General features: G+C 34.8%; 23 protein-coding genes. 11 read left to right on the top strand and 12 right to left on the bottom strand.

The genetic code is table 11. The features are described 5' to 3' along the window. Window positions 1-545 precede the first annotated feature (545 nt). From ACTXGU_RS17725 to ACTXGU_RS17710, 4 genes are all read right to left on the bottom strand, one after another. Window positions 546-1,007 (bottom strand): helix-turn-helix transcriptional regulator, encoded by a 462-nt coding sequence (locus ACTXGU_RS17725; protein ID WP_443482861.1) that lies wholly within the window; start codon window positions 1,005-1,007, stop codon window positions 546-548. Between the two features lie 152 nt (window positions 1,008-1,159). Then, window positions 1,160-1,324: a FeoB-associated Cys-rich membrane protein gene (locus ACTXGU_RS17720; RefSeq protein WP_443482860.1), complete on the bottom strand. Its 165-nt coding sequence runs from the start codon at window positions 1,322-1,324 to the stop codon at window positions 1,160-1,162. A 15-nt stretch (window positions 1,325-1,339) separates the two neighbouring features. Next, a complete protein-coding gene (gene feoB / locus ACTXGU_RS17715; protein WP_443482859.1) occupies window positions 1,340-3,337 on the bottom strand; it encodes a ferrous iron transport protein B in 1,998 nt (665 codons plus the stop codon). Then, entirely contained in the window at window positions 3,338-3,739 is a 402-nt protein-coding gene (locus ACTXGU_RS17710; protein WP_443482858.1) for a FeoA family protein, read from the bottom strand. A gap of 125 nt (window positions 3,740-3,864) precedes the next feature. On the opposite strand from ACTXGU_RS17710, the gene ACTXGU_RS17705 reads away from it, so the two are divergent. Beyond that, a complete protein-coding gene (locus tag ACTXGU_RS17705; RefSeq protein WP_443482857.1) occupies window positions 3,865-4,425 on the top strand; it encodes a GNAT family N-acetyltransferase in 561 nt (186 codons plus the stop codon). A 757-nt stretch (window positions 4,426-5,182) separates the two neighbouring features. Then, window positions 5,183-6,565, top strand: coding sequence for a hemolysin family protein (locus tag ACTXGU_RS17700; protein WP_443482856.1), 1,383 nt, complete (start codon window positions 5,183-5,185; stop codon window positions 6,563-6,565). Window positions 6,566-6,656: 91 nt separating this feature from the next. Here the strand turns inward: ACTXGU_RS17700 and ACTXGU_RS17695 are convergent, their stop codons facing one another. Together ACTXGU_RS17695 and ACTXGU_RS17690 are read right to left on the bottom strand one after the other, a co-directional pair. Continuing rightward, on the bottom strand, window positions 6,657-7,358 hold the full coding sequence (locus ACTXGU_RS17695) for a winged helix-turn-helix domain-containing protein (protein WP_443482855.1): 702 nt from the start codon (window positions 7,356-7,358) through the stop codon (window positions 6,657-6,659). A 245-nt stretch (window positions 7,359-7,603) separates the two neighbouring features. Continuing rightward, window positions 7,604-8,230 carry a nitroreductase family protein gene (locus tag ACTXGU_RS17690; protein WP_443482854.1) on the bottom strand — a complete coding sequence of 209 codons (627 nt, stop codon included), beginning with the start codon at window positions 8,228-8,230 and terminating at the stop codon, window positions 7,604-7,606. 529 nt (window positions 8,231-8,759) lie between these two features. Here ACTXGU_RS17690 and corA point away from each other — a divergent pair. Next, a complete protein-coding gene (corA, locus tag ACTXGU_RS17685; protein ID WP_443482853.1) occupies window positions 8,760-9,713 on the top strand; it encodes a magnesium/cobalt transporter CorA in 954 nt (317 codons plus the stop codon). Window positions 9,714-9,850: 137 nt separating this feature from the next. On the opposite strand, the gene ACTXGU_RS17680 is transcribed toward corA, so the two are convergent. Continuing rightward, on the bottom strand, window positions 9,851-10,138 hold the full coding sequence (locus ACTXGU_RS17680) for a hypothetical protein (RefSeq protein ID WP_443482852.1): 288 nt from the start codon (window positions 10,136-10,138) through the stop codon (window positions 9,851-9,853). A gap of 254 nt (window positions 10,139-10,392) precedes the next feature. On the opposite strand from ACTXGU_RS17680, the gene ACTXGU_RS17675 reads away from it, so the two are divergent. From ACTXGU_RS17675 to ACTXGU_RS17660, 4 genes are all read left to right on the top strand, one after another. After that, complete coding sequence (locus ACTXGU_RS17675) at window positions 10,393-11,295, top strand: YitT family protein (protein ID WP_443482851.1); 903 nt, start codon at window positions 10,393-10,395, stop codon at window positions 11,293-11,295. 248 nt (window positions 11,296-11,543) lie between these two features. Then, window positions 11,544-12,335 carry an SGNH/GDSL hydrolase family protein gene (locus ACTXGU_RS17670; protein WP_443482850.1) on the top strand — a complete coding sequence of 264 codons (792 nt, stop codon included), beginning with the start codon at window positions 11,544-11,546 and terminating at the stop codon, window positions 12,333-12,335. After that, window positions 12,332-13,243, top strand: coding sequence for an ABC transporter ATP-binding protein (locus tag ACTXGU_RS17665; protein WP_443482849.1), 912 nt, complete (start codon window positions 12,332-12,334; stop codon window positions 13,241-13,243). The genes ACTXGU_RS17670 and ACTXGU_RS17665 overlap by 4 nt, the downstream gene beginning before the upstream one ends. Further along, on the top strand, window positions 13,236-14,216 hold the full coding sequence (locus tag ACTXGU_RS17660; protein WP_443482848.1) for an ABC transporter permease: 981 nt from the start codon (window positions 13,236-13,238) through the stop codon (window positions 14,214-14,216). The genes ACTXGU_RS17665 and ACTXGU_RS17660 overlap by 8 nt, the downstream gene beginning before the upstream one ends. A gap of 456 nt (window positions 14,217-14,672) precedes the next feature. Here the strand turns inward: ACTXGU_RS17660 and ACTXGU_RS17655 are convergent, their stop codons facing one another. Both ACTXGU_RS17655 and ACTXGU_RS17650 read right to left on the bottom strand, forming a co-directional pair. Continuing rightward, window positions 14,673-14,999 carry a DUF3889 domain-containing protein gene (locus ACTXGU_RS17655; RefSeq protein WP_443482847.1) on the bottom strand — a complete coding sequence of 109 codons (327 nt, stop codon included), beginning with the start codon at window positions 14,997-14,999 and terminating at the stop codon, window positions 14,673-14,675. Between the two features lie 2 nt (window positions 15,000-15,001). Continuing rightward, window positions 15,002-16,024 carry a M14 family zinc carboxypeptidase gene (locus ACTXGU_RS17650; protein WP_443482846.1) on the bottom strand — a complete coding sequence of 341 codons (1,023 nt, stop codon included), beginning with the start codon at window positions 16,022-16,024 and terminating at the stop codon, window positions 15,002-15,004. Window positions 16,025-16,197: 173 nt separating this feature from the next. On the opposite strand from ACTXGU_RS17650, the gene ACTXGU_RS17645 reads away from it, so the two are divergent. Beyond that, entirely contained in the window at window positions 16,198-16,443 is a 246-nt protein-coding gene (locus tag ACTXGU_RS17645) for a YhdB family protein (RefSeq protein WP_443482845.1), read from the top strand. A gap of 273 nt (window positions 16,444-16,716) precedes the next feature. Here ACTXGU_RS17645 and ACTXGU_RS17640 read toward each other — a convergent pair whose 3' ends face one another. Then, window positions 16,717-18,255 carry a GNAT family N-acetyltransferase gene (locus tag ACTXGU_RS17640; RefSeq protein WP_443482844.1) on the bottom strand — a complete coding sequence of 513 codons (1,539 nt, stop codon included), beginning with the start codon at window positions 18,253-18,255 and terminating at the stop codon, window positions 16,717-16,719. Window positions 18,256-18,638: 383 nt separating this feature from the next. Here ACTXGU_RS17640 and ACTXGU_RS17635 point away from each other — a divergent pair, with 383 nt between their 5' ends. Next, window positions 18,639-19,088 carry a disulfide oxidoreductase gene (locus tag ACTXGU_RS17635; RefSeq protein WP_443482843.1) on the top strand — a complete coding sequence of 150 codons (450 nt, stop codon included), beginning with the start codon at window positions 18,639-18,641 and terminating at the stop codon, window positions 19,086-19,088. Next, window positions 19,085-19,555 carry a thioredoxin family protein gene (locus ACTXGU_RS17630; protein WP_443482842.1) on the top strand — a complete coding sequence of 157 codons (471 nt, stop codon included), beginning with the start codon at window positions 19,085-19,087 and terminating at the stop codon, window positions 19,553-19,555. Before ACTXGU_RS17635 ends, ACTXGU_RS17630 begins: the two co-directional genes overlap by 4 nt. 275 nt (window positions 19,556-19,830) lie before the next feature. Here the strand turns inward: ACTXGU_RS17630 and ACTXGU_RS17625 are convergent, their stop codons facing one another. Then, window positions 19,831-20,229 (bottom strand): DUF5365 family protein, encoded by a 399-nt coding sequence (locus tag ACTXGU_RS17625; protein WP_443482841.1) that lies wholly within the window; start codon window positions 20,227-20,229, stop codon window positions 19,831-19,833. Window positions 20,230-20,378: 149 nt separating this feature from the next. Here ACTXGU_RS17625 and ACTXGU_RS17620 point away from each other — a divergent pair, with 149 nt between their 5' ends. Continuing rightward, complete coding sequence (locus ACTXGU_RS17620) at window positions 20,379-21,299, top strand: RluA family pseudouridine synthase (protein WP_443482840.1); 921 nt, start codon at window positions 20,379-20,381, stop codon at window positions 21,297-21,299. Window positions 21,300-21,533: 234 nt separating this feature from the next. On the opposite strand, the gene ACTXGU_RS17615 is transcribed toward ACTXGU_RS17620, so the two are convergent. Then, window positions 21,534-21,779, bottom strand: coding sequence for a GlsB/YeaQ/YmgE family stress response membrane protein (locus ACTXGU_RS17615; RefSeq protein ID WP_443482839.1), 246 nt, complete (start codon window positions 21,777-21,779; stop codon window positions 21,534-21,536). Window positions 21,780-21,926 lie beyond the last annotated feature (147 nt).

The raw sequence follows: 21,926 nt of genomic DNA, 5'->3' as shown, positions 1-21,926 counted from the left end.
ATTATTGCAGCAAAATAAAAAGGGGACAGACCGCAACCATGCGATCTATCCCCTTTCTAATAGGTGCATATGCTACATTTTATATGCAGCCAATACATACCTAACTATGCTATCAGTGAATGGTATGGATAGGCTACATGAATATTCAGTTATAATCCCATTCATTATCATTACTGTATTCATCGTAAACCCTCCATTCTTTTTTGATTAATTTTCCAATCTAACTGAAGATTACCATATTAGAATAATAAAGTCAATTGTAAATATTCTGACAAACTATCTGTTCAAATGAACTTTCTATGTATAAATGCAGTATTATTAAGGCTGTTTTCTTATAGATTGTTGCTTTTAAACGCGCATCCTGCATACACTTCGCTTTCCGTGGGCGAGCGCCGAGCCTCCTCGTCGCATACGCTCCTGTGGGGTCTCGTCTTTCTCGCATTCCCACAGGAGTCTACGTGTATGCAGGCTGCTAAGAAACGCTTTTCCAAATGTATTATGTAAAAAACAACAAACTTTGAGAAAACAGCATTTATTAAAGAACGTTACCTCGCTAAGTCTTTTGTTAATTCTCGAAACCTTTCTTTTGATTCTTGTTCATCAAAGCTGCTGAAAATACGAAAATGATCTTCGTCTATAATTCTATAATGTTGACTGATTATGTTTTGTTGAAGAATAAAACCATTTATTCTTTCTACTTCACGCCACCATACTTTTCCGCCAAGGGTTTTTTCTTTTCGATAATCCATGCCATCACGAGCAACTGTTTCTAATACTTCTAAAGGTTCATTACCAAATAAGAAACGGACTGTTTCTGTTTCTCTAAAAAGGGCACATACTGCTACAACGGTTGACCATCCAGCATACAATCTTCCTTTTTCAATTTGCACAAGCGTTTTCTTTGATAACCCAATTACCTCGGCCATTTTATCTTGAGTGTAGCCTGCTTCTGTACGAATCAACCTCATTTTTTCCGAAACATTAAAAATGATCTCTTCTCTAGTCAAAATGCATTCATTCCCTTATTAGTTATGTGTAATTTTACACCATTATACATATTATAAGCTTCTCCATTAGAAATTTCAATTTTTTCTGCTATTATAACAAAAAAGGCTAAGAAAAGGGATACTTCTTCCTTTCTTCTCAGCCTTTTTTGCTGTTATTTACTTGTTTCCGTTAAATTACTGCAGCAGCTTTTTGTCCCACAAGATTTACTAATAGAGCAGCTTGCACATTTTCCTTCTTTAGATTTTTTTATAAACCGGTAAAGGGAAAAACCTGCGAACAGAAAGATTAATGCACCAATTAGTATATTAATAAACATACTTACATCTCCCCATTAAGATAGTCCTAATAATTTTCCACCTTGATAAATTAACAAAGATATGACATAGGCAATTAATAAGGAATAACCTACTGAAAAAGCAGACCATTTTTTAGAACCGGTTTCTTTATATATAGTTGCCAATGTTGCTAAACAAGGAATATAAAGTAAAATAAATACCATAAAACTATAAGAAGCTAAAGGTGTAAATACCGTGCTCATTAAATGCTGCAAAGATTCTGTATCTGGAACAGCATAAATAATATTCATAGCCGAGACAACCGCTTCTTTTGCCAAAAATCCTGTAAGCAAGGATGCTCCTGCCTGCCAAGTTCCAAAGCCTATTGGCATAAGAATTGGGGCTAAAACTTTACCAATGACAGCTAAATAACTCTCATTCATATCTACATTAACACCAGTAGGACCAAGATAGGATAGAGTCCAAATAACGACCGATCCAGCAAAAATAAACGTTCCTGCTTTTTTCAAAAATCCTTTTCCTTTATCCCATGTACTTTTCCATAAAATTTTTACACTAGGCATTCTATATGGAGGAAGTTCAATAAAAAATAAGGAATTTTCCCCTTTTAAAACGGTTGCGGAAAGTATTTTTGCTAGTATAAGAACCAACACAATACTTAGTACATAAATCGATAAAACAATTAACGCACCGTGTTTAGCAAAAAAAGCGCCAATAAATAATGCATAAACTGGAAAGCGAGCAGAACAAGACATAAATGGCAATAATAATATTGTTAATAACCGTTCTTTTTTAGTTTCAATTGTTCTTGCGGCCATTATTCCAGGTACGTTGCAGCCAAAACCGATAATCATTGGGATAAATGCTTTGCCGTTTAAACCTGCTCGTTCCATAATCTTATCCATAACTAAGGCGACTCTTGACATATAACCGGAATCCTCTAAAAACGATAAACAAAAGAATAGAATAAAAATTTGTGGTACAAAGACTAATACGCCTCCTACTCCAGCAATAACCCCTTCTATTACCAAGGCCTTAATAAAAACAGAAGCATGTAATGAAGTTAAAAGATTGGAGATCGTATCTGCCAAAAATCCAGAGATAAAACCATCTACTAGATCAGAAAGTGGTACGCCAAGCCAATCAAATGTCAGCATAAACATACAATACATCAGCAGAATAAAAATAGGCATTCCTAAGTATTTATTGGTGACAATCCGATCCACCTTACTAGTAAATGTAGTACGATTATGCTCTTCAATCACTTCCACTTGTTGAAGTATTTGATCTACTACCGCTTTTCTAGCCTCAAATACTATTTGCTCTAAGCTTTTTCCTGAACCTTTTACCTCTGATTCCAACTCATTTAAAAACTGTTGAACCTGCTCTTCCCCTATTAAAGAACATACATTTTGATAGACTGTAGAATTCCCTTCTAAAAGCTGTAATGTTAGCCATCTAACAGAAATAGTCGTTTTATTTTCTATTAATGATTCCATTACACTAATGCCTTCTTCAATCGAATCGCCATATTCTACTCTCATCAGAGAATCATTTTTATTTTGTTGTGTCGCTGCATCTGCAAGATCCGTACAACCATGACCATTTCTTGCACTAATAGGAATAGTAGGAAAGCCTATTATCTTCGCTAACTCTTCGGCTTTAATTTTTTTGCCATAATCTTTTGCAACATCAAGCATATTTAACCCAATAATCATCGGTTTTCCGTAATCAATGAGTTGAAGTGTTAAATGGAGGTTTCGGCTTAATTGGGAAGCATCAATAATATTGACAATTTTTTCGGCATGCCCTTGCAGAAAGTATTCTGTCACAACTGCTTCATCTGCAGATAATGGGTTTAAGGAATAAATTCCCGGCAAATCGACTAAATTTGCTTTTTTATTCTTAAATAGTCCAACCTTTTTCTCAATGGTAACGCCACTCCAGTTGCCAACATATTCATACGATCCGGTTAAATGATTAAATAATGAGGTTTTCCCCGTATTTGGATTTCCTAATAATGCTACCTCCATTTATATGATCTCCACTTCTATATTTTGTACTTCCTTTCTTCTAATCCCAACTTTAGAACCTTCATACTCTAGTATATAAGGACCACTAAACGGCATAATATTTTGAATAGATACAATCGTACCTTCCGTGATGCCGAAATCAAGCAATCTTCTTTTTACAAGTGAATTCACTTGTGACAAACTTTTAATTTTTATTTTTTCTCCGATCTGCATTTTCCCTTCCCCCTTTAAATGAGAATGATTATCTTTATTTATTAATATAGTTATATCATGAACAGAAAAGGACAACAATTGAAAATCTGGTGAATATTTGACAATTTTCCGAACTTTTAAATGACTAATCAAAAAATAATGATTAAAAACCTTTCCATTGGAAAGAAAAAGCATTTTCCTTAAATACATCTCATTAAGCCTCCTTTTTTCTTATTCTCCATAATCCAGATTTAAACATTTCGCATAAACTACATCAAAACGCAGCTTCTTATTTTTCCCCTAGTAATTATCCGTCTAGAGAAAGGACGTTTATTATGTTTCATTTAAATGTAGATAACAACATTAACCTTCGTTTACTTGAAATACAAGATGCCTCTGCTGCATTTCAACTTGTAGATGAGAATAGAATGTTCTTAAAAGAGTGGCTTCCATGGGTGGATCAAATCATTGATCCATACCAATATCATTCCATTATCCCCCAATGGCATAAGAAATTTTTTGACAATAATGGATTCGAAGCAGGGATTTTTTTTAATAAAAAATTAGTAGGTATGATTTCCCTTCAACAAGTTGATTGGATAAACCGCCAAGCAAGCATCGGCTATTTTTTAGAAGAGGCCTCACAAGGAAAAGGAATCATGCTAAAAACAGTTATCGCTGTTTTAAATTATGCTTTTTATTATTTGAAATTAAATCGAATAGAGATACGTTGTGGTTTAAAAAATACAAAAAGCATCGCCATTCCTGAACGATTGATTTTTAAAAAAGAAGGAATTCTTCGAGACGGTGAATTTCTTTATGATCATTTTCATGATTTGATTTTGTATAGTATGCTGCGGAAAGAGTGGAAGGAAATAAAAAATCTTTCCTATTAAAATAAGTAGTGTTCATTCAGCGTGAAGATAGAAGGAGTTAGAGCTAAGAATGATGTTGGTTTGGAGAAGCGTTCGCTCGACTCCTGCGGGATTAGCGAGACAGGCGAGACCCCGCAGGAGCAAAGTGACGAGGAGGCTCGGCGCTCGCCCCGCGGAAAGCGAGCGATAAGCTTCGGAAAACCCATTTTAACTATTTTCAGGCTAGCCAAAGTTAAATATTCGTTTTCAATTGGATAAATTGTTAGAATAACCTCTAATACGTTTCTTATCTTTTAAAAAAGGCTCTAAAATTAACCTTACTTCTTCATATTTAGATGCTTTTAACATACAATATGAAAAAGAAAAGGTAATAAAGAGAATAGATACGAGTTAAGCTGCAAAAAACCTTAAATAATTACTGAAAATTGCAAAAATCCAAGGTTTGACGGCATAGTTTGGCTTAACGTATAATTATTGGTAATCATTATGAAAGTTCGAGGTGGTTCAATGGGGTTGCGTATGTAATAAATGAAAGAATAAACTTATTATCTTTCAATAAAACGATTAATTATTATACTAAACTCAAAAATAGCAACCACCTGTGTGTAAATAAAGTATAATTTGTCTATTATTAATCAGTTTTGTTGAGAAAAAGGAACATGAATTTTTACTCATGTACCTAGCTAAACTGCATCATGTTTAACTGAATGAAAAAACTTAATAGATGTATTTATCAGGAGGTGACTCCTTACTCGTATTAACGGGATAAGGAAACTTATTGGACATATTTAACTTGGTTTTAATAGCCATTTTGATTGCTTGCACTGCTTTTTTTGTAGCTTCAGAGTTTGCAATTATTAGAGTTCGCAGCTCGAAAATTGATCAGCTTATAGAGGAAGGAAGTAAAAGTGCGGTTGCTGCTAAAAGAGTCATTAGTAATTTAGATGAATACTTATCTGCTTGTCAATTAGGTATTACTATTACAGCACTTGGTATTGGCTGGATTGGTGAAGAAACGATTCAGCATATCATTAGACCCTTTCTTGAATTGGTTTATGTACCAGAAACAGCTATTAAAATCCTATCATTCTCTTTAGCGTTTGCGATTATCACTTTCTTACATGTGGTTGTCGGCGAACTAGCGCCAAAAACATTGGCTATTCAAAAAGCAGAAACGATTGCACTTTTAACCGCTCGGCCTTTAATTGGCTTCTATAAAATACTCTATCCGTTTATTTGGCTGCTAAATGGTTCAGCAAGAGTTATTGCAGGCATATTTGGATTAAAACCTGTTTCAGAACATGAACTGGCTCATTCTGAAGAAGAACTTCGAATCATCTTTTCTGAGAGTTACAAAAGCGGTGAAATTAATCAATCAGAGTTTAAGTATGTAAATAAAATCTTTGAATTTGACAACCGGATTGCCAAAGAAATAATGGTTCCACGTACGGAAATTATCTCCTTGGAACAAACAAGCACGTTGGAAGACTTATTAGAAATTATTCATGAAGAAAAATTCACAAGATATCCCATTACCGATGGAGATAAAGACCATATTATCGGCATGATTAATGTCAAAGAAATTATGGTAGAATTACTTCGTACAAAGGATTTAACTTCTCAAAAACTTGAGCCGTATATAAGGCCTGTCATTCGAGTTATTGAGACATTTCCTATTCAAGATCTACTTGTTAAAATGCAAAAGGAAAGAATTCATATGGCTATATTAATGGATGAGTATGGCGGAACTTCAGGACTTGTAACGGTTGAAGATATTATAGAAGAAATTGTCGGCGAAATTCGCGATGAATTTGACAGTGATGAAATCCCAAGTATCCAACAAGTCAAAGAAGATCATTATATTATTGACGCAAAAGTTTTAATTACCCAAGTAAACAAATTATTAAATATTGAAATAAACGATGAAAGCATTGATACGCTAGGAGGATGGATTTTAACCTCTAACTTTGAAGTTGCGGAAGGAGATACGCTAACTTTTGATTCTTATTCATTTAAAATTATCGAAATGGAAGAACATCATATTCATTATGTCGAAGTGACAAAAATCCCAGCTTTAAATTTAGAACATAATAAATCAAAAGAACTAGCGCTGCAAAATTCAACTGTTTCTGCTGCATCAAAGGCTGAAATCGTCTCCTAACCTTTATTTTTTCATCAAATAAATAAGGTGTCTTTCTAAACCAATGAATTCCGAAAGTCTATCGGATCGGTTAGAGAGACACCTTTATGTTTTATTCTTCATTATCTTTCGTCTCATCAAACTTATACCCTACACCCCAAACAGTGTGAATAAACGGCTGCTCTTTTGTTCCAATTTTATTGCGTAATCTTTTAATATGAACATCTACTGTTCTTTCATCCCCATAAAATTGATATCCCCACACTCGATCAAGCAATTGCTCTCTTGTAAAAACTTGTCTAGGATTACTAATTAAAAAATATAGCAGATCAAATTCTTTTGGAGTTAAGTTGGAAAGAAGATGGCCGTTATAACGCACTTCTCTTGTTTCTTTGCTAATTTTAAAATACTCGCTTGTTAAAGAGTTTTGGTCTGATTTCGTTTGGACATCTTTATTGTATCGACGGGTTACCGCTTTTATTCTAGCCATTAATGTTAACGGACTAAATGGCTTTGTTACGTAATCATCTGCACCCATTTCAAGTCCTAGAACTTGATCAGATTCACTGTCTTTGGCTGTTAACATAATAATTGGAACAGAGCTTACTTCTCTTATTTTTCTGCAAATCATTACCCCTTCCATGCCTGGAAGCATCCAATCTACGATCACTATATCCCATTGCTGGTTCTCCATAAAAAAATCTAAAGCTTCTTTTCCATTATGGATAAACTTCCCCTCATAATGTTCCTTGAGAAAAAACATTTCCAACATGGAACAGACACTTTCATTATCTTCTATAACAAGTATTTTCATCTTATTCATCCTCACTAATTCTAAAAACCATTAATCTCGCAGCTTCTATATATTTTTATTATAGCAAATATAATGTAAAACTGAGCATTTCATCAGTATTAAGTCCAACAGATTTCGAAATGAGTGCATTAAAAAACAAGCAAATCGGGTGAGATTTCCGGTTTGCTTGTTTTTTAAAAGAAATCATATCATTTTGAAGCTAACTTCCTTCGGTTACAGCGCAATATCGTGTGCTTCCTCTATTTTTATATCCAAGTTGTTGTTTTATCTAATGAAAGACGATCTGTTTCGCGTCCTGGTGCTGCTGCTTTTCCTACTGTAATCAGCATTACTGGCAAATATCTTTCAGAAATCTGAAACTCTTTAATAAAAGCATCCCGATTATATCCACCAATAGCACAAGTGTCCAATCCTTTTCCTTTTGCTGCAAGCATTAATTGCATAGCTGCCAATGACGCATTGCTGATTGCTGCTTCTTTTTTATATTGATCATTTTGGTAGGCGCCATTAATTTGCCCTTTTATTGTTTCTGCAATTTCAGGAGTCATCCTTGCTTTTTCTACGTCATTTGCAAAAATTTCTTCTGCATTTTTATTTGCTTCTAAATCACCTAAAATAGCAATAACAGCAGATGATTGTGTTATTTGTGCTTGATTATAAGCAATAGGCAGCAAACGTTGTTGTGCTTCTTCTCCTTGAAATACAACAAAATGCCACTGTTGTAAATTCCATGCGGAAGGTGCTCTTCCTGCAAGCGTTAGAAGTTCTTCAACCTCTTCTTTTGATAATGTGTATGATTCATCATAAACTTTTACTGCTCTACGCTCTGTAAGAACATCTAAAAAGCTAGCATTCGATAAATTTGCAGTCATTTTTTTCCCTCCTGATAATACTTACTTTTGGTAACTTACACTAGAATGATAATTTCAATCCAAAAAATAGTCAAGCGAGACGCTTCGAGGTGCTGAGAGTTAAAATATTTACAAATTCCCCCTCACCTTGCATAATAATAACTAATCACGGTAAATTAGTCATAAAGAAGCGGTTATTGAAGTATGGAAAAGGGATCGGAGCCAATGTCATTAACTTAAGATTCCATAAATTTCAAACTGTGAAATATCATGGAATTAGATACCCTTTATGTAAAAGAAGTACCCAATTTGTTTGGAGAGGCGTCCGCTCGACTCCTACGGGATTAGCGAGAAAGACGAGACCCCACAGGAGCAAAGCGACGAGGAGGCTCGGCGCTCGCCCCGTGGAAAGCGAGCGGTAAGCCTCGGAGAACAGAACGGAAACCCTTACTTCCTATTTAGTTGCTTATTTTCCTGTTTTTTTGAAATTTAACTTGATGACATTGGGAACGAGCCTCCATGTGAGTTTTGTATGAAAAAGGAGTTTTCTATGATCAATATAATGCTGATTACAAATGAAAAAAAAATCTTAACAGACATTCCTATAGAAGACTTGCATCGTCATTCTTATGAATGGTTTTGGGTTGATTTTAATGAACCTACTGATGAAGAGATCAAACATTTAGCGGATACTTTTCAATTTCATCCTCTTGCTATTGAAGATTGTATACATAAACTTCAAAGACCAAAATTAGATTATTACGATGACCATACTTTTTATGTTACACATATCGTTAGAGAAGAAGAAAAAGAAATCTTGAAAGAAGAGTTAAATTTTTTTGTAGGAGAAAATTTCATTGTAACTTTCCACCTTATGCCAACAAAGGAAGTTTCTCGAGTATGGGATAGATTACTTTCTCAAAAAAACATAGAGAAATCAGATACCTTCTATGTATTTTATCAAATTTTAGACGAAATCGTAGATAATTACTTCCCGATTATTTACAAAATTGAAGATAAATTAGATGAAATTGAAGATAACACACAGAATAAGGCAATGAGCCATTTAATGAACGAATTGTTTGATACAAGAAATATGTTATTGAATCTAATGCATACAGTTCATCCAATGCGTGATTTACTTTACCGTATGTTAAACTCTCACCGTTTGAACGGCATTAAAGAAAGAAAAGAATATTTTTCTGACATTTACGACCACCTTTTAAAACTATCGGAAAATGTGATGTCTAATAGAGAGGTAACTGCTGACATAAGAGATAATTATCTTTCGTTAAATTCACACCAAACAAATAATGTGATGAAAGTTCTTACCATTATAACTTCTATATTTGCCCCTTTAACCCTCATTGCTGGGATTTTTGGGATGAACTTTGAAAATATGCCCGAATTAAATTGGAAATATGGTTATTACTATTCACTTGGATTAATGGGAATCATTGGATTATCGATGTATCTTTGGTTTAAGAAAAAGGGTTGGTTTTAATTCTAGATGCTAGTAAACAATCATGTCGATAACATGAACAAGCCCACGTCGAATATAGTCTCATTTTCCTGGCAATTTTCCTTTATCTGTCTTTCATAAGTAGTCTCAAAGACATTTCTTTGCTTTTCCGCTTAGTTTTATCCTTGATAAGCTGGCTCAAGGACATTTTTTCGCTTTTTTCCTTGGTTTTGTCCTTGATAAGCCGGCTCAAGGACATTTTTTCGCTTTTTTCTTTGGTTTTGTCCTTGATAAGCCGGCTCAAGGACATTTTTTCGCTTTTTTCCTTGGTTTTGTCCTTGATAAGCTGGCTCAAAGACATTTTTTCGCTTTTTTCCTTGGTTTTGTCCTTGATAAGCCGGCTCAAGGACATTTTTTCGCTTTTTCCCTTGATTTTGTCCTTTAAAAAAACATTTTACAAATAGCATTGGTATAACTCCGATTCGTTTTATAAAAATAGCATTCTTGAACTTTTTTCAGAACGTATTTCTAGGTAGTCATCTTCCACTTATGATAAAATGTAATTAGTGTTTCTCCATTAAGTATTATACTTTCAGGCTTCCTTCTTCAAAGCCTTCAATTTACTACCCTTTATTAAGCTTTATTTTATCATCTCCTCATTCATGATGTTTTACAATAGTTTAAAAGTTCAAAATATTCATAATAAACAGGAGGTATTTAGATGGAATCAACAAGTTTTGATTCGAGTTTTCCTTTGCAGCAGCCCCAGCATAAAGTGTTACCGAAAAAAGTTCTAGCAAGACGTATTTTTTTTATTATTATCGGCAGTATGTTAATGGGCATAGGTATTGAAGAATTTCTTGTTCCTAATCAAATTTTAGATGGAGGCATTGTCGGCATTTCGATTATTTTATCCCACCTTTTAGATTTAAAATTAGGCTATTTTATCTTCCTTTTAAACATTCCTTTTTTTTACATCGGTTATAAACAAATTGGAAAAACTTTTGCATTTTCTACTTTATTAGGTATTTCTGTTCTTTCCGCTACGACCATATTGCTTCATGATTTTCCTGTTTTCACAAATGATTTACTTCTTGCCACCGTTTTTGGCGGCATTATTCTTGGTATAGGTGTAGGTGTTGTGCTTCGTTTTGGCGGCTCATTAGATGGGACAGAGATTCTTGCCCTGCTGTTTAGTAAAAAATGTCCCTTCTCTGTCGGAGAAATTATTATGTTTTTTAATGTGTTTATTTTTATTTCCGCTGGTTTTGTTTTTTCATGGAACCGCGCCATGTATTCTCTTATTGCCTATTTTATTGCTTTTAAAGTAATTGATATTGTAATTGCCGGACTAGATGAGTCAAAGTCGATTTGGATTATTAGCGAGCGTGCTGAAGTGATTGGGGAAACCATTTTAGCAAGACTTGGCCGAGGGGTAACCTACTTGAAAGGAGAAGGAGCTTACACCGGTGATCATAAAAAAGTCATTTTTTGTGTCATCAATAGATTGGAAGAAGCAAAAATGAAAACAATAATTGAAGAATTAGACCCAACTGCATTCCTTGCTGTTGCCAATATAGCAGAAGTTCGTGGTGGAAGGTTTAAGAAAAAAGATATTCATTAACAAAAAAGAAAAGCGCAGGCGCCGGAGCTAGACAGCTATCTAAGTTGAAAAATCTTATCTTTCTTTCTTATCTATTATAAAAATTAAGTGCTGAAATGATGTCTTAATAGGACATCTTTTTTGTTTATATTTATAAAAAGGTTTACTATCTATATTAAATCATCTCTTAAAAAAATTTCTTTTTTCTTCTAGGTTAGGTTTAATTCTATTTTTAATAGTAAATGATTCTTTTGTCAGGAGGGTGTACATTGAAAAAAAACTGGACAATTATCACACTGTTATGTTCTATCCTTTTTTGTTTTACTTGGATGTTTGGATTAGGATGGACTGTAATAGACTATTTTACTGGAAGCACAAATAAAGAGCCTGTTCCTGCAAAATCAACGATTGATAACAAAGAAAAAAATGGAGTACAGCTGCTTGCCCTTGGTGATTCATTAACACGAGGAACTGGTGATGATGCAGGAAAAGGGTATATTGGCTATTTAAAAGAACAGCTTCAAGCAAAAACAAAAGAAACAATTACCCTTTCTAATTACGGCATAAAAGGACTTACTTCCACACAACTCGCAGACCAGGTAAAGCAAAAAGAAATCCAACGACAAGCAAGTAATGCAAATATCTTATTCCTTACTATTGGCGGGAATGATTTATTTCAAGGAGGCCAAACGTTAAACAATACGAATGAAGACTCTATTGCATCATTTAGGAAAACATATATAAATAATTTGCAGACTACGCTTACGACACTTCGTTCTGTAAATAAAGAAGCTCCTATTTATATAGTAGGCCTTTATAATCCTTTTAGTGATTTAGACAATCATGATACTACTTCTAAAGTTGTGCGGGACTGGAATACTGAAACAGCAGAAATCTGTGCTTCTTATTCCGCCGTTATCTTTGTTCCTACATACGATATTTTTCAGCAGAACGTTCAATCCATTTTATATTCGGACCATTTTCACCCAAATACGAAAGGATATCAATTAATGGCAGAAAGGGTGGCATCCTTGATTACATGGGAGGTAGAGGAGAAATGAGCGAAATTACTTTATCGGTTCAACATTTAATAAAAAAGATTGGCAAAAAAGAAATTATCAAAAATATAAGCTTTGAATTAAAAAGCGGAGAAGTATTTGGTTTTCTTGGACCTAATGGAGCTGGGAAAACGACTACGATTCGCATGTTAGTTGGCCTTATTAAACCGAGCTCCGGCACGATTCATATTTGTGGATATAATGTGAAAAGCCATTTTTCAAAAGCAATGGAGCGCTTAGGATGCATCGTTGAAAATCCAGAGCTTTACCCTTATTTAACAGGCTGGGAAAACTTAAAGTTTTTTGCCCGCATGTTAGCAAATGTGGATGATGCCAGAATAAAAGAAATTGTCGAATTAATCGGTTTACAAGAACGCATTCATGATAAAGTGAAAACTTACTCTTTAGGTATGCGGCAGAGACTAGGAATTGGACAAGCACTTCTAAGCAGACCAAAGGTATTGATTTTAGACGAACCTACTAACGGATTAGATCCATCTGGCATAAGAGAAATGAGACAATTTATTCGTTATTTGGCAAAAGAAGAAGGATTAAGTGTATTAGTGTCCAGTCATCTATTAAGTGAAATTCAGCTCTTATGTGATCGTGTATCGATTATTTTAAATGGAAAGATCATTCATACAGAGTATGTGCATACTTTATTGGCAGAACAAGAAAAACTTATTTGGCGTTTTACTCCATTAGATCTCGGCTTAAAAGTCCTTAAAGAAGTAATCCCTGCTGTTAAAGTAAATGGAGAAAACGTCATAACCCCTTACATAGAAGAGGAGGTCAGCAGTTGGAGCAAACTGCTCTTTGAAGCAGGTGTAGACATAAAAGAAATGAACAGGCAAATTCCTTCGTTAGAGAATCTTTTCTTAGAGTTAACAGGAGGTGAATCGATTGAGTAAACTAATTTATAATGAAATGCTAAAATTGGTGAAAAGCAAAAGATTAATGGTGATTACGCTTATTATCGTCGTGATGATTTCTATGTTTACATATGCTCAGTTCCGAGAAATAGAAAATGTAAAAAAACGAATGGGTGATACAGATTGGCGTACTACTTTGCAGCAGACGATTATCGATATGCAAAATCGAATCGGATCAAGTGGAATTTCTGACGAATGGAGAAATCAAATAAAAGTCCGCATCAGTCAATCACAATATTATTTAGATCATAATATTAACCCACAATATCCTGGTGCACCTACTTTTTTACGTATATTTCTTGATAATTCCATGCAATTGCTTCTCCCGCTTATGGTGATGATTGTTGCATCCGATCTTGTTTCATCAGAAAGAAGCATCGGAACAATCAAGCTGTTGCTGACAAGGCCTGTTAAACGGTGGAAAATTTTATTAAGCAAATATATGACGCTTGTTTTATCTGTCTCGTTGATTTTATTTCTATTTGGATTGTTTTCTTACATTATTTCCGGATTATTTTTTGGTTATGCAGGCTGGACCGTACCTGTATTAACAGGCTTTACAGTACACGCAGGAGAATTAAACACGGAAGGCGTCCATCTTATTCCTCAATGGCAGTATATTTTAATGGCATTTGGACTTGCATGGTTTGTCTCCTTAATTGTTGGTACATTATCGTTTATGTTATCTGTCCTTATAAGAGGTACCGCTGCAGGAATGGGGGTTATGCTTGCATTTTTAATAGCTGGCACCATCATTAGCGCCATTGCTTCTTCATGGGAATCAGCTAAATACTTATTTATGGTGAACTTGCGTTTAACCGATTATTTACAAGGAAATATACCGCCCATTGACGGAATGTCACTTCCTTTTTCTTTAACAGTTTTATCTATTTGGGGAGCTGCTGGCTTACTTGTGTCTTTTCTAGCCTTTACAAAGAGAGATGTTTACTAAATAAAAGTTTGTTGTTTTTAGAATAAAATAATAAACATGGTTGACGCACTGAGCAGCGTGAATACACGAAGACTCCTGCGGGAAAGCGAGACAGACGAGACCCTGCAGGAGCGTAGCGACGAAGCGGCTCGGCGGTCGCTAAGCAAGAAGCGTAGTGTATTCACGCTGCGGAACTTCTTTTCAGGGTAGCTTAAGAACAAAAGCGCAAGCGCCTTGAACAGCTCTGAAGAAAAATGTTCACATGACTCAAAAAGTGCTTTTTACTTTTAGAGGCATGGGGTTATTTTTCACAAGAGCTAGGCGCTGGAGCTAGATGCGGACACAACCGCCGAGTTATCCACAATCCCATTTCGTTTATAATTTCCTGGTAGACGATAAAAAAGGCTCGTTCCTAGTCATTCAAGTTCCTGTCCATATCGACAGGAACTTGAATGATAAACGTGCCCTTTATTATTTCTAATTATCTTGTTCTTCCACTATTAAAGATAAGAACTTATCTTTTTTAATATTATGGTTAATCGTCACAATTACTACTTTTTCTTGACCATTTTCTTTTACTTGAAACTTAAAGGAATCTTGGACTTCCATTGCGGATATTTGTTTTCTTCCTAAGTATTCATAATCTGTTACATTTACTTGTGGATAATCTGCTTTCACCACTGCAATAGCAATATTTCCATACTTTTCGTAATCTAACTTTTCTACGGCAATATTATGGGATGGAAACATAATTGCCATTAATAAAATAGTTGCAACTAATATAGGAAAACTGCGATTTTTCATAATTACCTCCCACCTGCTTTTTTCCTATTATTTGTGTTTGTTTCGTTTTTATGTGCTTGATTCACTTTTTTTGCTTCATTTACTAATATTCCCACAACCATTTTATTCCTTTCCCATTCTTCCGCAAAAGTGGACAAAGGAGGATTAGCGTCTTCAATAAGAGGGCAAATTTCGATTGTTAATGCTGGCAAATGATGCGTGTCAATAAACCAGTCTGTATACCCTCCGCCAATTGCCTCTTTTTTTGGCATACCAAGCTTATAGCCTGTTGCCTCTGCAACTTTTTCAGCTATTTGCTTATCTCTTATCCTATTTCCCCCATTTTTATATTGCCAAAAAATCTCTTGTCCTGAAGAATGATAAGAAACAGCAATCGTTGGCTTAATTTCCTCAGTAAACTGAACAAGTGCCTTCACCTCTTTTGATTCTAACGGTTGAGTACCTTTGTAGTTTTTATAAGATGGAGTGTTGCTTGTTTCCTTCAATTCATTCCATCCACTCGGGTATTGCCTGTTTAAATCAATCCCCATTGCATTACTTTTCCAACGGGAAAAATCGGAGGATTGATGATTCATGCTTTTTATTTTCTTTTTTGCAAAAAAAGGAAATTTATATAAATCACCTTGTTGAATCGTTACACCATCAGGATTTAGCATTGGCACAAACCAAACCGATACTTCCTTTAACTGTTCATTTGGAGTGGAAGCACTCGCATACTTTTCAATCATTTTCATCAACATTAATGTAGTAATCCACTCTCTGCCATGATGTGCCCCTGTCATTAACACATTCTTTCTTCCATTGCCCACCTTTATCGCATAAAGTTTTCGTCCATATTCTGAAGTTCCGATTGTTTGAACTTGGATATTGTATTTATATTTGTTTTTTAATTGCCAAACATCATTCTGAAATGCATCAAACGAATACGGTTCTCCTGTATTAATAATGCTTGCTTGTGCATAAGCTACAGTTGGAATAAAAATTATGAAAGAAAATAACCCTAGAATTACCATTAATTTTTTCATTATACACACCTTTTTTTCCTTATCTTGTGAAAAAGAAAAAATCTTATACATATGAAATATACAGGTAAAAGATGATAATCCACTTGTATCAACATAGCCAAGTTTTAGGGTGCAACGTTTTATATTTCTTTCATATACTATAATCATCTCCTTCAAATAAAGGAGGCAATAAATTGAATAAAGTGGATTATGATCGCGCCCTGTACTATACTCATCGTTCCGAATGGGACAATTTACTAATATTGATGGTACGCACAAATGACAATTTTTTATCCAAAAAAATAGAGCTTTTCCTGCATGCCTATAACTTCGAACATGATTACGCTGTTATCGAAGAACATTTGTATTCATTATTGCGCTATATCGAACACGCCAACGAATCAGCAATGGATGAATTTATTCACACAGCCTTACATTAAAAAGCAGAATTCCACCAAAAAAAGGGGCCTATTATGGGCACCCTTTTTTAATTGGATATTTAGTTATTTTGTCGCTCTTTTCGTATTTATTTCCCCCGCAGCCTGAATACACTTCGCTTTCCGCGGACGAGTTGCCGAGCCTCCTCGTCGCTATGCTCCTGCACAAGTCTCGTCTTTCTCGCTTTTCCCGCAGGAGTCTACGTGTATTCAGGCTGCTCAGTGCTTCAGCCATGTTTTTTTTTATTCAAAAACAACAAACTTTTAGATAACAGCCTATTTTTTATATTGGACTTTATATATATCCGTCCTCCTATCTTTTAGCTGCCTAACAGTTCCATCCTGACGCTGCCTTCTTAAAATTTCTAAATCAACATCGCCAATCATCACCATTTCGATATTTGGATTCGTTTCTCCTACAATGCCATCTCGTGCAAATTCAAAATCTGAAGGTGAAAAGATCGCCGATTGAGCATATTGTATATCCATATTTTCCGTTTGTGGAAGGTTTCCAACGGTCCCTGCAATAACGGTATAGATTTGATTTTCTACTGCTCGTGCTTGTGCACAGTAACGCACTCGTAAATAACCTTGCCGATCTTCTGTACAAAACGGCGTAAAAATAATTTTCGCACCCATATCTGTTGCAATTCTTGCCAGTTCGGGAAACTCAATATCATAACAAATAAGAATAGCAATTTTTCCACAATCTGTATCAAATACTTTTATTTGATCTCCTTGGCTAATCCCCCACCATTTTTGTTCATTCGGTGTGATATGCAATTTATATTGCTTTTCAATGGTTCCATCCCTTCTAAAAAGATACGAAATATTATAAATCTCCTCATCGTCTTCTTTCACAAAATGAGAACCACCGATAATATTTATATTGTACCTAATTGCCAAATTCGTAAATTGTGAAATATATTGCTCTGTATATTCTGTTACCTTTCTAATCGCGTTGCTCGGGATTTTTTCATCTAAAAATGACATAAGCTGTGTTGTAAAAATTTCGGGAAACACAACAAAATCCGATTCCGCATCTGACGCAACATCTGTGTAATACTCCACTTGATTAGCAAAATCATCAAAGCTTTCGATTTGTCTCATCATGTATTGCACGACACATATTCTAACTGGATAACTGCTTTTGAAGATACGTTTTGATTTTGGCAAATAATCAACATTATTCCATTCCATCAAAGTCGCATATTTTTTTGATTGCACATCATCCGGTAAATAATCTGGATTAATCCGCATTAGCGTAAAACCATTGATTAACTGAAAAGAAAGGACAGGATCATATATTTTATGGTGAGATACTTCCTGTACATATTCTTTTGCACTCATTTTATTTTCATATTTACAATAGTTAGGAATTCTTCCTCCAATAATAATACTTTTTAAATTTAATCTACGAACTAATTCTTTTCGGGCTTCATATAAACGATGACCAATTTTCATTCTTCTGAACTTTGGATGAACCATCACTTCAATTCCATACAAATTATAACCGTCAGGATTATGATTCGTAATATACCCACTGTCCGTCACATCATCCCATGTATGCCTATCATCATATTCATCAAAATTGATAATTAAACTAGAGCAGGAGCCGATTACTTCCCCATCATATTCTGCTACAATTTGTCCTTCTTGGAATAAATGGATATGGCTTTCCAACTGCTGTTTTTTCCATGGGTCCATTCCGGGAAAACAGATAGCTTGTAACGTTAAAATATTGTCAATATCACGATATTCCATGTTGCGAATCATTAATTTTTTTTCAAATCTAGATAAATCTAACTTGGACATATCCTTTTACTCCCCTTATTCTAAATATTTTCATTACAATTCCCTTTTTCCTCCATTTTTATAGTAACTCTTTTAGCATTCCACATCAAACAACCTATATTATTTACAGCATCTAAAAATTTCTTTATACTTTTTGTAAGAGAAAGGCTCTTTTCGTTTAGATTGTTGTTATTTAACCCGCAGCCTGAATACACTTCACTTTCCGCGGGGTGACTTGTGGGCCTCCTCGCTCGTACCTCGCTGTGGGGTCTCACATTGCTCACTTTTCCCGCAGGAGTCTACGTGTATTCAGGCTGCTCAGTACTTCCAAAATGTTTCTCATCTTATTTCAAAAACAACAAACTTTTAGAAAACAGCCAAGAGAAAAGACGAAGGAGAACACAATGGATAAGAAAAAAAAGCAAACAGATCCTCGTGAGAATCTACTTTTTCTTGCATGGATAGCAGCTGTTATCAGTATGTTCGGGAGTTTATATTTTTCCGAAATACAAGAATTTGAACCATGTACCCTTTGCTGGTATCAACGAATTCTTATGTATCCTTTTGCGATTATTTTAGGACTCGCTGTTATTCGCAAAGATTATCGGATTACTTTTTATTCCATGATTTTGGCAGCAATCGGAGCATGCACCTCTTTGTATCATTACTCGCTCCAAAAATTTAGTTTTTTATCCGATGCTGCTCCTGCATGTGGACGAATCCCTTGCACAGGAGAATATATCAATTGGTTTGGATTTATTACCATTCCATTTCTAGCACTAATAGGTTTTACGATTATTTTTATATGCAGTTTAATTGTTTGGAAAAAAACGAAGGAGAATCATAACGAATGAAAAAAGTACTTTTCTTTCTTCTATTCATTATTTTATTATTTGCAGGTGTCGCTTATTTATCTCATCTAAAAAAAGAAAAAGCAGCAGATGACAATCCCTACGGCAAAAGTGCTTTAAATGCATCTACCGTTGATCAACTAGATGATCCAAATTATCAAAATATTATCCAACCGAAGGACTTAAAGGATAATATAGAGGCAAAAAAAGATGTAACCGTTTATTTTTATAGTCCTACATGTGGATACTGTCAAAAAACTACTCCTATTGTTAACCCAGTTGCAAAAGATTTAGGAATTGATCTTGTGCAATATAATTTACTGGAGTATGAACAAGGCTGGGATGATTACCGTATCGAATCCACTCCAACTATTATTCAATTTAAAGATGGAAAAGAAACAAACAGAATAGTCGGCTACCAAAAGGGAGAAGCATTTAAACAATGGTTTGAAGATAATACCCTTAAATAAAGGCTAGATTTCGTATAGATTGCGCTTTTAAACTCGCAGCCAGAATACAACTTCGTCCGTTTAGCGAGCGTCGAGCCTCCTCGTCGCATTCGCTCCTGTGGGGTCTCGTCTTTCTCGCATTCCCACAGGAGTCTACGTGAATTCAGTCTGCTGAGTACTTCTTCTCCCATTTTTTTACGTAAAAAACAACAAACTTTGAGAAAACAGCCTAAATAAAAGAACAGGGCTTTGACAAAAATATTGTCGGGGCTCTGTTCTTTTTAGAAACCACTTCATTAATTTAATAGGGAATTATTGGATTCAGGAAAAATATCAACGTTTTTTCCAATTAAATATGCTTCTTCTTTAAAATTTTCCAATTGGAAAGGAAAAAACAATTCAAATTCCTCTAATATATTTACATTTTTTTCGAAAATTTGTTTGTATTTGTTTTTATTTTGGGGAACTTCCAAAATAGAAATGATTGTTTGCAAGCTCGTAATGACTTGATAAGATGTCTTTAATGTACCTATTCTATCCATTTGCTCCGGTGTTGGATGCAAAACCTTTAAGCTTGAAAAATGTTGTACTTCATCATCAGAGAAATAATAAGGAAAAACCGCGGAATAAAACGTTTGTATTAGTTCGTCAATTTTTTCTGCCTGGGTAGGCGTTGATGCATAAACTACCTTCATGTAAACAGACCACCCTCTACTTATTGTTGCTTGTTTTTTATTAATATCAATAGGATAACATACAGAGAAACTGTTTTCCGTGGTAATTAAAACCATGATATGTGGATAATTCTAATTTTAATTTTTCATCTAATGTAAAGGAGAAAAACATGCTAAAAACAGAACGAAAAGGAGAATGGCTTTTTATTCATATTCCTCATAAATGGAGTGGCCTGACAATAGAAGAAATCTTTCGAGAGTTTTTTTTCGCTTCAAAAAAACAGATCCATTTATATAAAATGGAGAAAAAAGTAATGGTAAATGATTACTATGCAGACTGGAAAAATGCTCTGCAAAAAAATGATCTACTAAAGATTAAATTATTTACCAATACACAAGCGGCCATTCAACCTACTTATATGGATTTGTCAGTTCTTTATGAAGATGACTATTTGTTGATCGTTAATAAACCAGCCAATATTGATACCCATCCAAACACTCCCGATGACTCTTCTACCTTGCTAAATGGAGTAGCGTTTCATGTGTTAATGAATGGGGAGGAAAGACAAATTAAACATATTCATCGCCTTGATAAAAATACTTCAGGCTGCATTTTATTCGCCAAACATGAATTAATAGGAAGTATGCTCGATCAAATGTTAAGAGAAAGAAACATAAAACGAACTTATATTGCTATTGCACAAGGCTTCTTGCCAGTCAAATCCGGAACGATTAATAAGCCGATTGGGCGCGATCGCCATCATGCGACTAGAAGAAGAGTCTCTCCAAACGGCCAGACGGCAATAACACATTATAAGGTACTTAAACATTTAAAAAAAGAAAATTTATCTTTGCTGACATGTACACTTGATACCGGAAGAACACATCAAATTCGTGTCCATTTAAGTTCTATAAACCATCCTCTTGCAGGTGATATGTTATACGGGGGGAAACCAATTTTTCCAAGACAAGCGCTGCACGCAGTAAAAATTGAGTTTACACATCCTATAACAGAAGAAAAAGTGGAATGTTTCGCTCCCTTTTTAGATGAGCCAGCGATTTTTCCTGAAGTTGATATATACTCAATTTAAAAGTTTCAACATCCTGAGGGACGAAGCATTAATGTCCCTCTTCTTATATTTTTTAGCCTGTTTTCATATAGATTGTTGCTTTTAAACACTCGCAGCCTGAATACACTTCGTCCGTTTAGCGAGCGTCAAGCCTCCTCGTCGCATACGCTCCTGTGCGCCCGAGTCTTTCTCGTATTCCCACAGAAGTCTACGTGTATTCAGTCTGCTGAGTACTTCATCTCCCATTTTTTATGATTACCTAATACCTTTCCTGATGAAGCTTATTACAAATACAACAATTATGGAACCGATGATGCTTGGAATAATCGCAAAATCAGCGATAAAAGGCCCCCAAGTTCCAAATAACCGTGATCCTAGCCAAGCTCCAACAAAACCAGCAATAATATTGCCAATTACTCCACCAGGAATATCTTTCCCTACAATTAATCCAGCAATCCAACCGATAATGCCTCCAATGATTAATGACCATAAAAGTCCCATATATAGCACTCCTTCGTTTTAGAATAAGGTGTAACTCATTTATCGCTGCAACATACCAATCATCATTTATTTATCACTATGTATTTTTTAAACGAATCGTGCAGGCTGATCATTAATGACTGAAGATATTATTTTCCAAAGAGAAAA

Source organism: Niallia sp. 01092 (genome assembly GCF_052318935.1).
Classification (GTDB): Bacteria; Bacillota; Bacilli; order Bacillales; family Cytobacillaceae; genus Niallia.
This window is presented reverse-complemented; position numbering and strand designations above follow the sequence as displayed.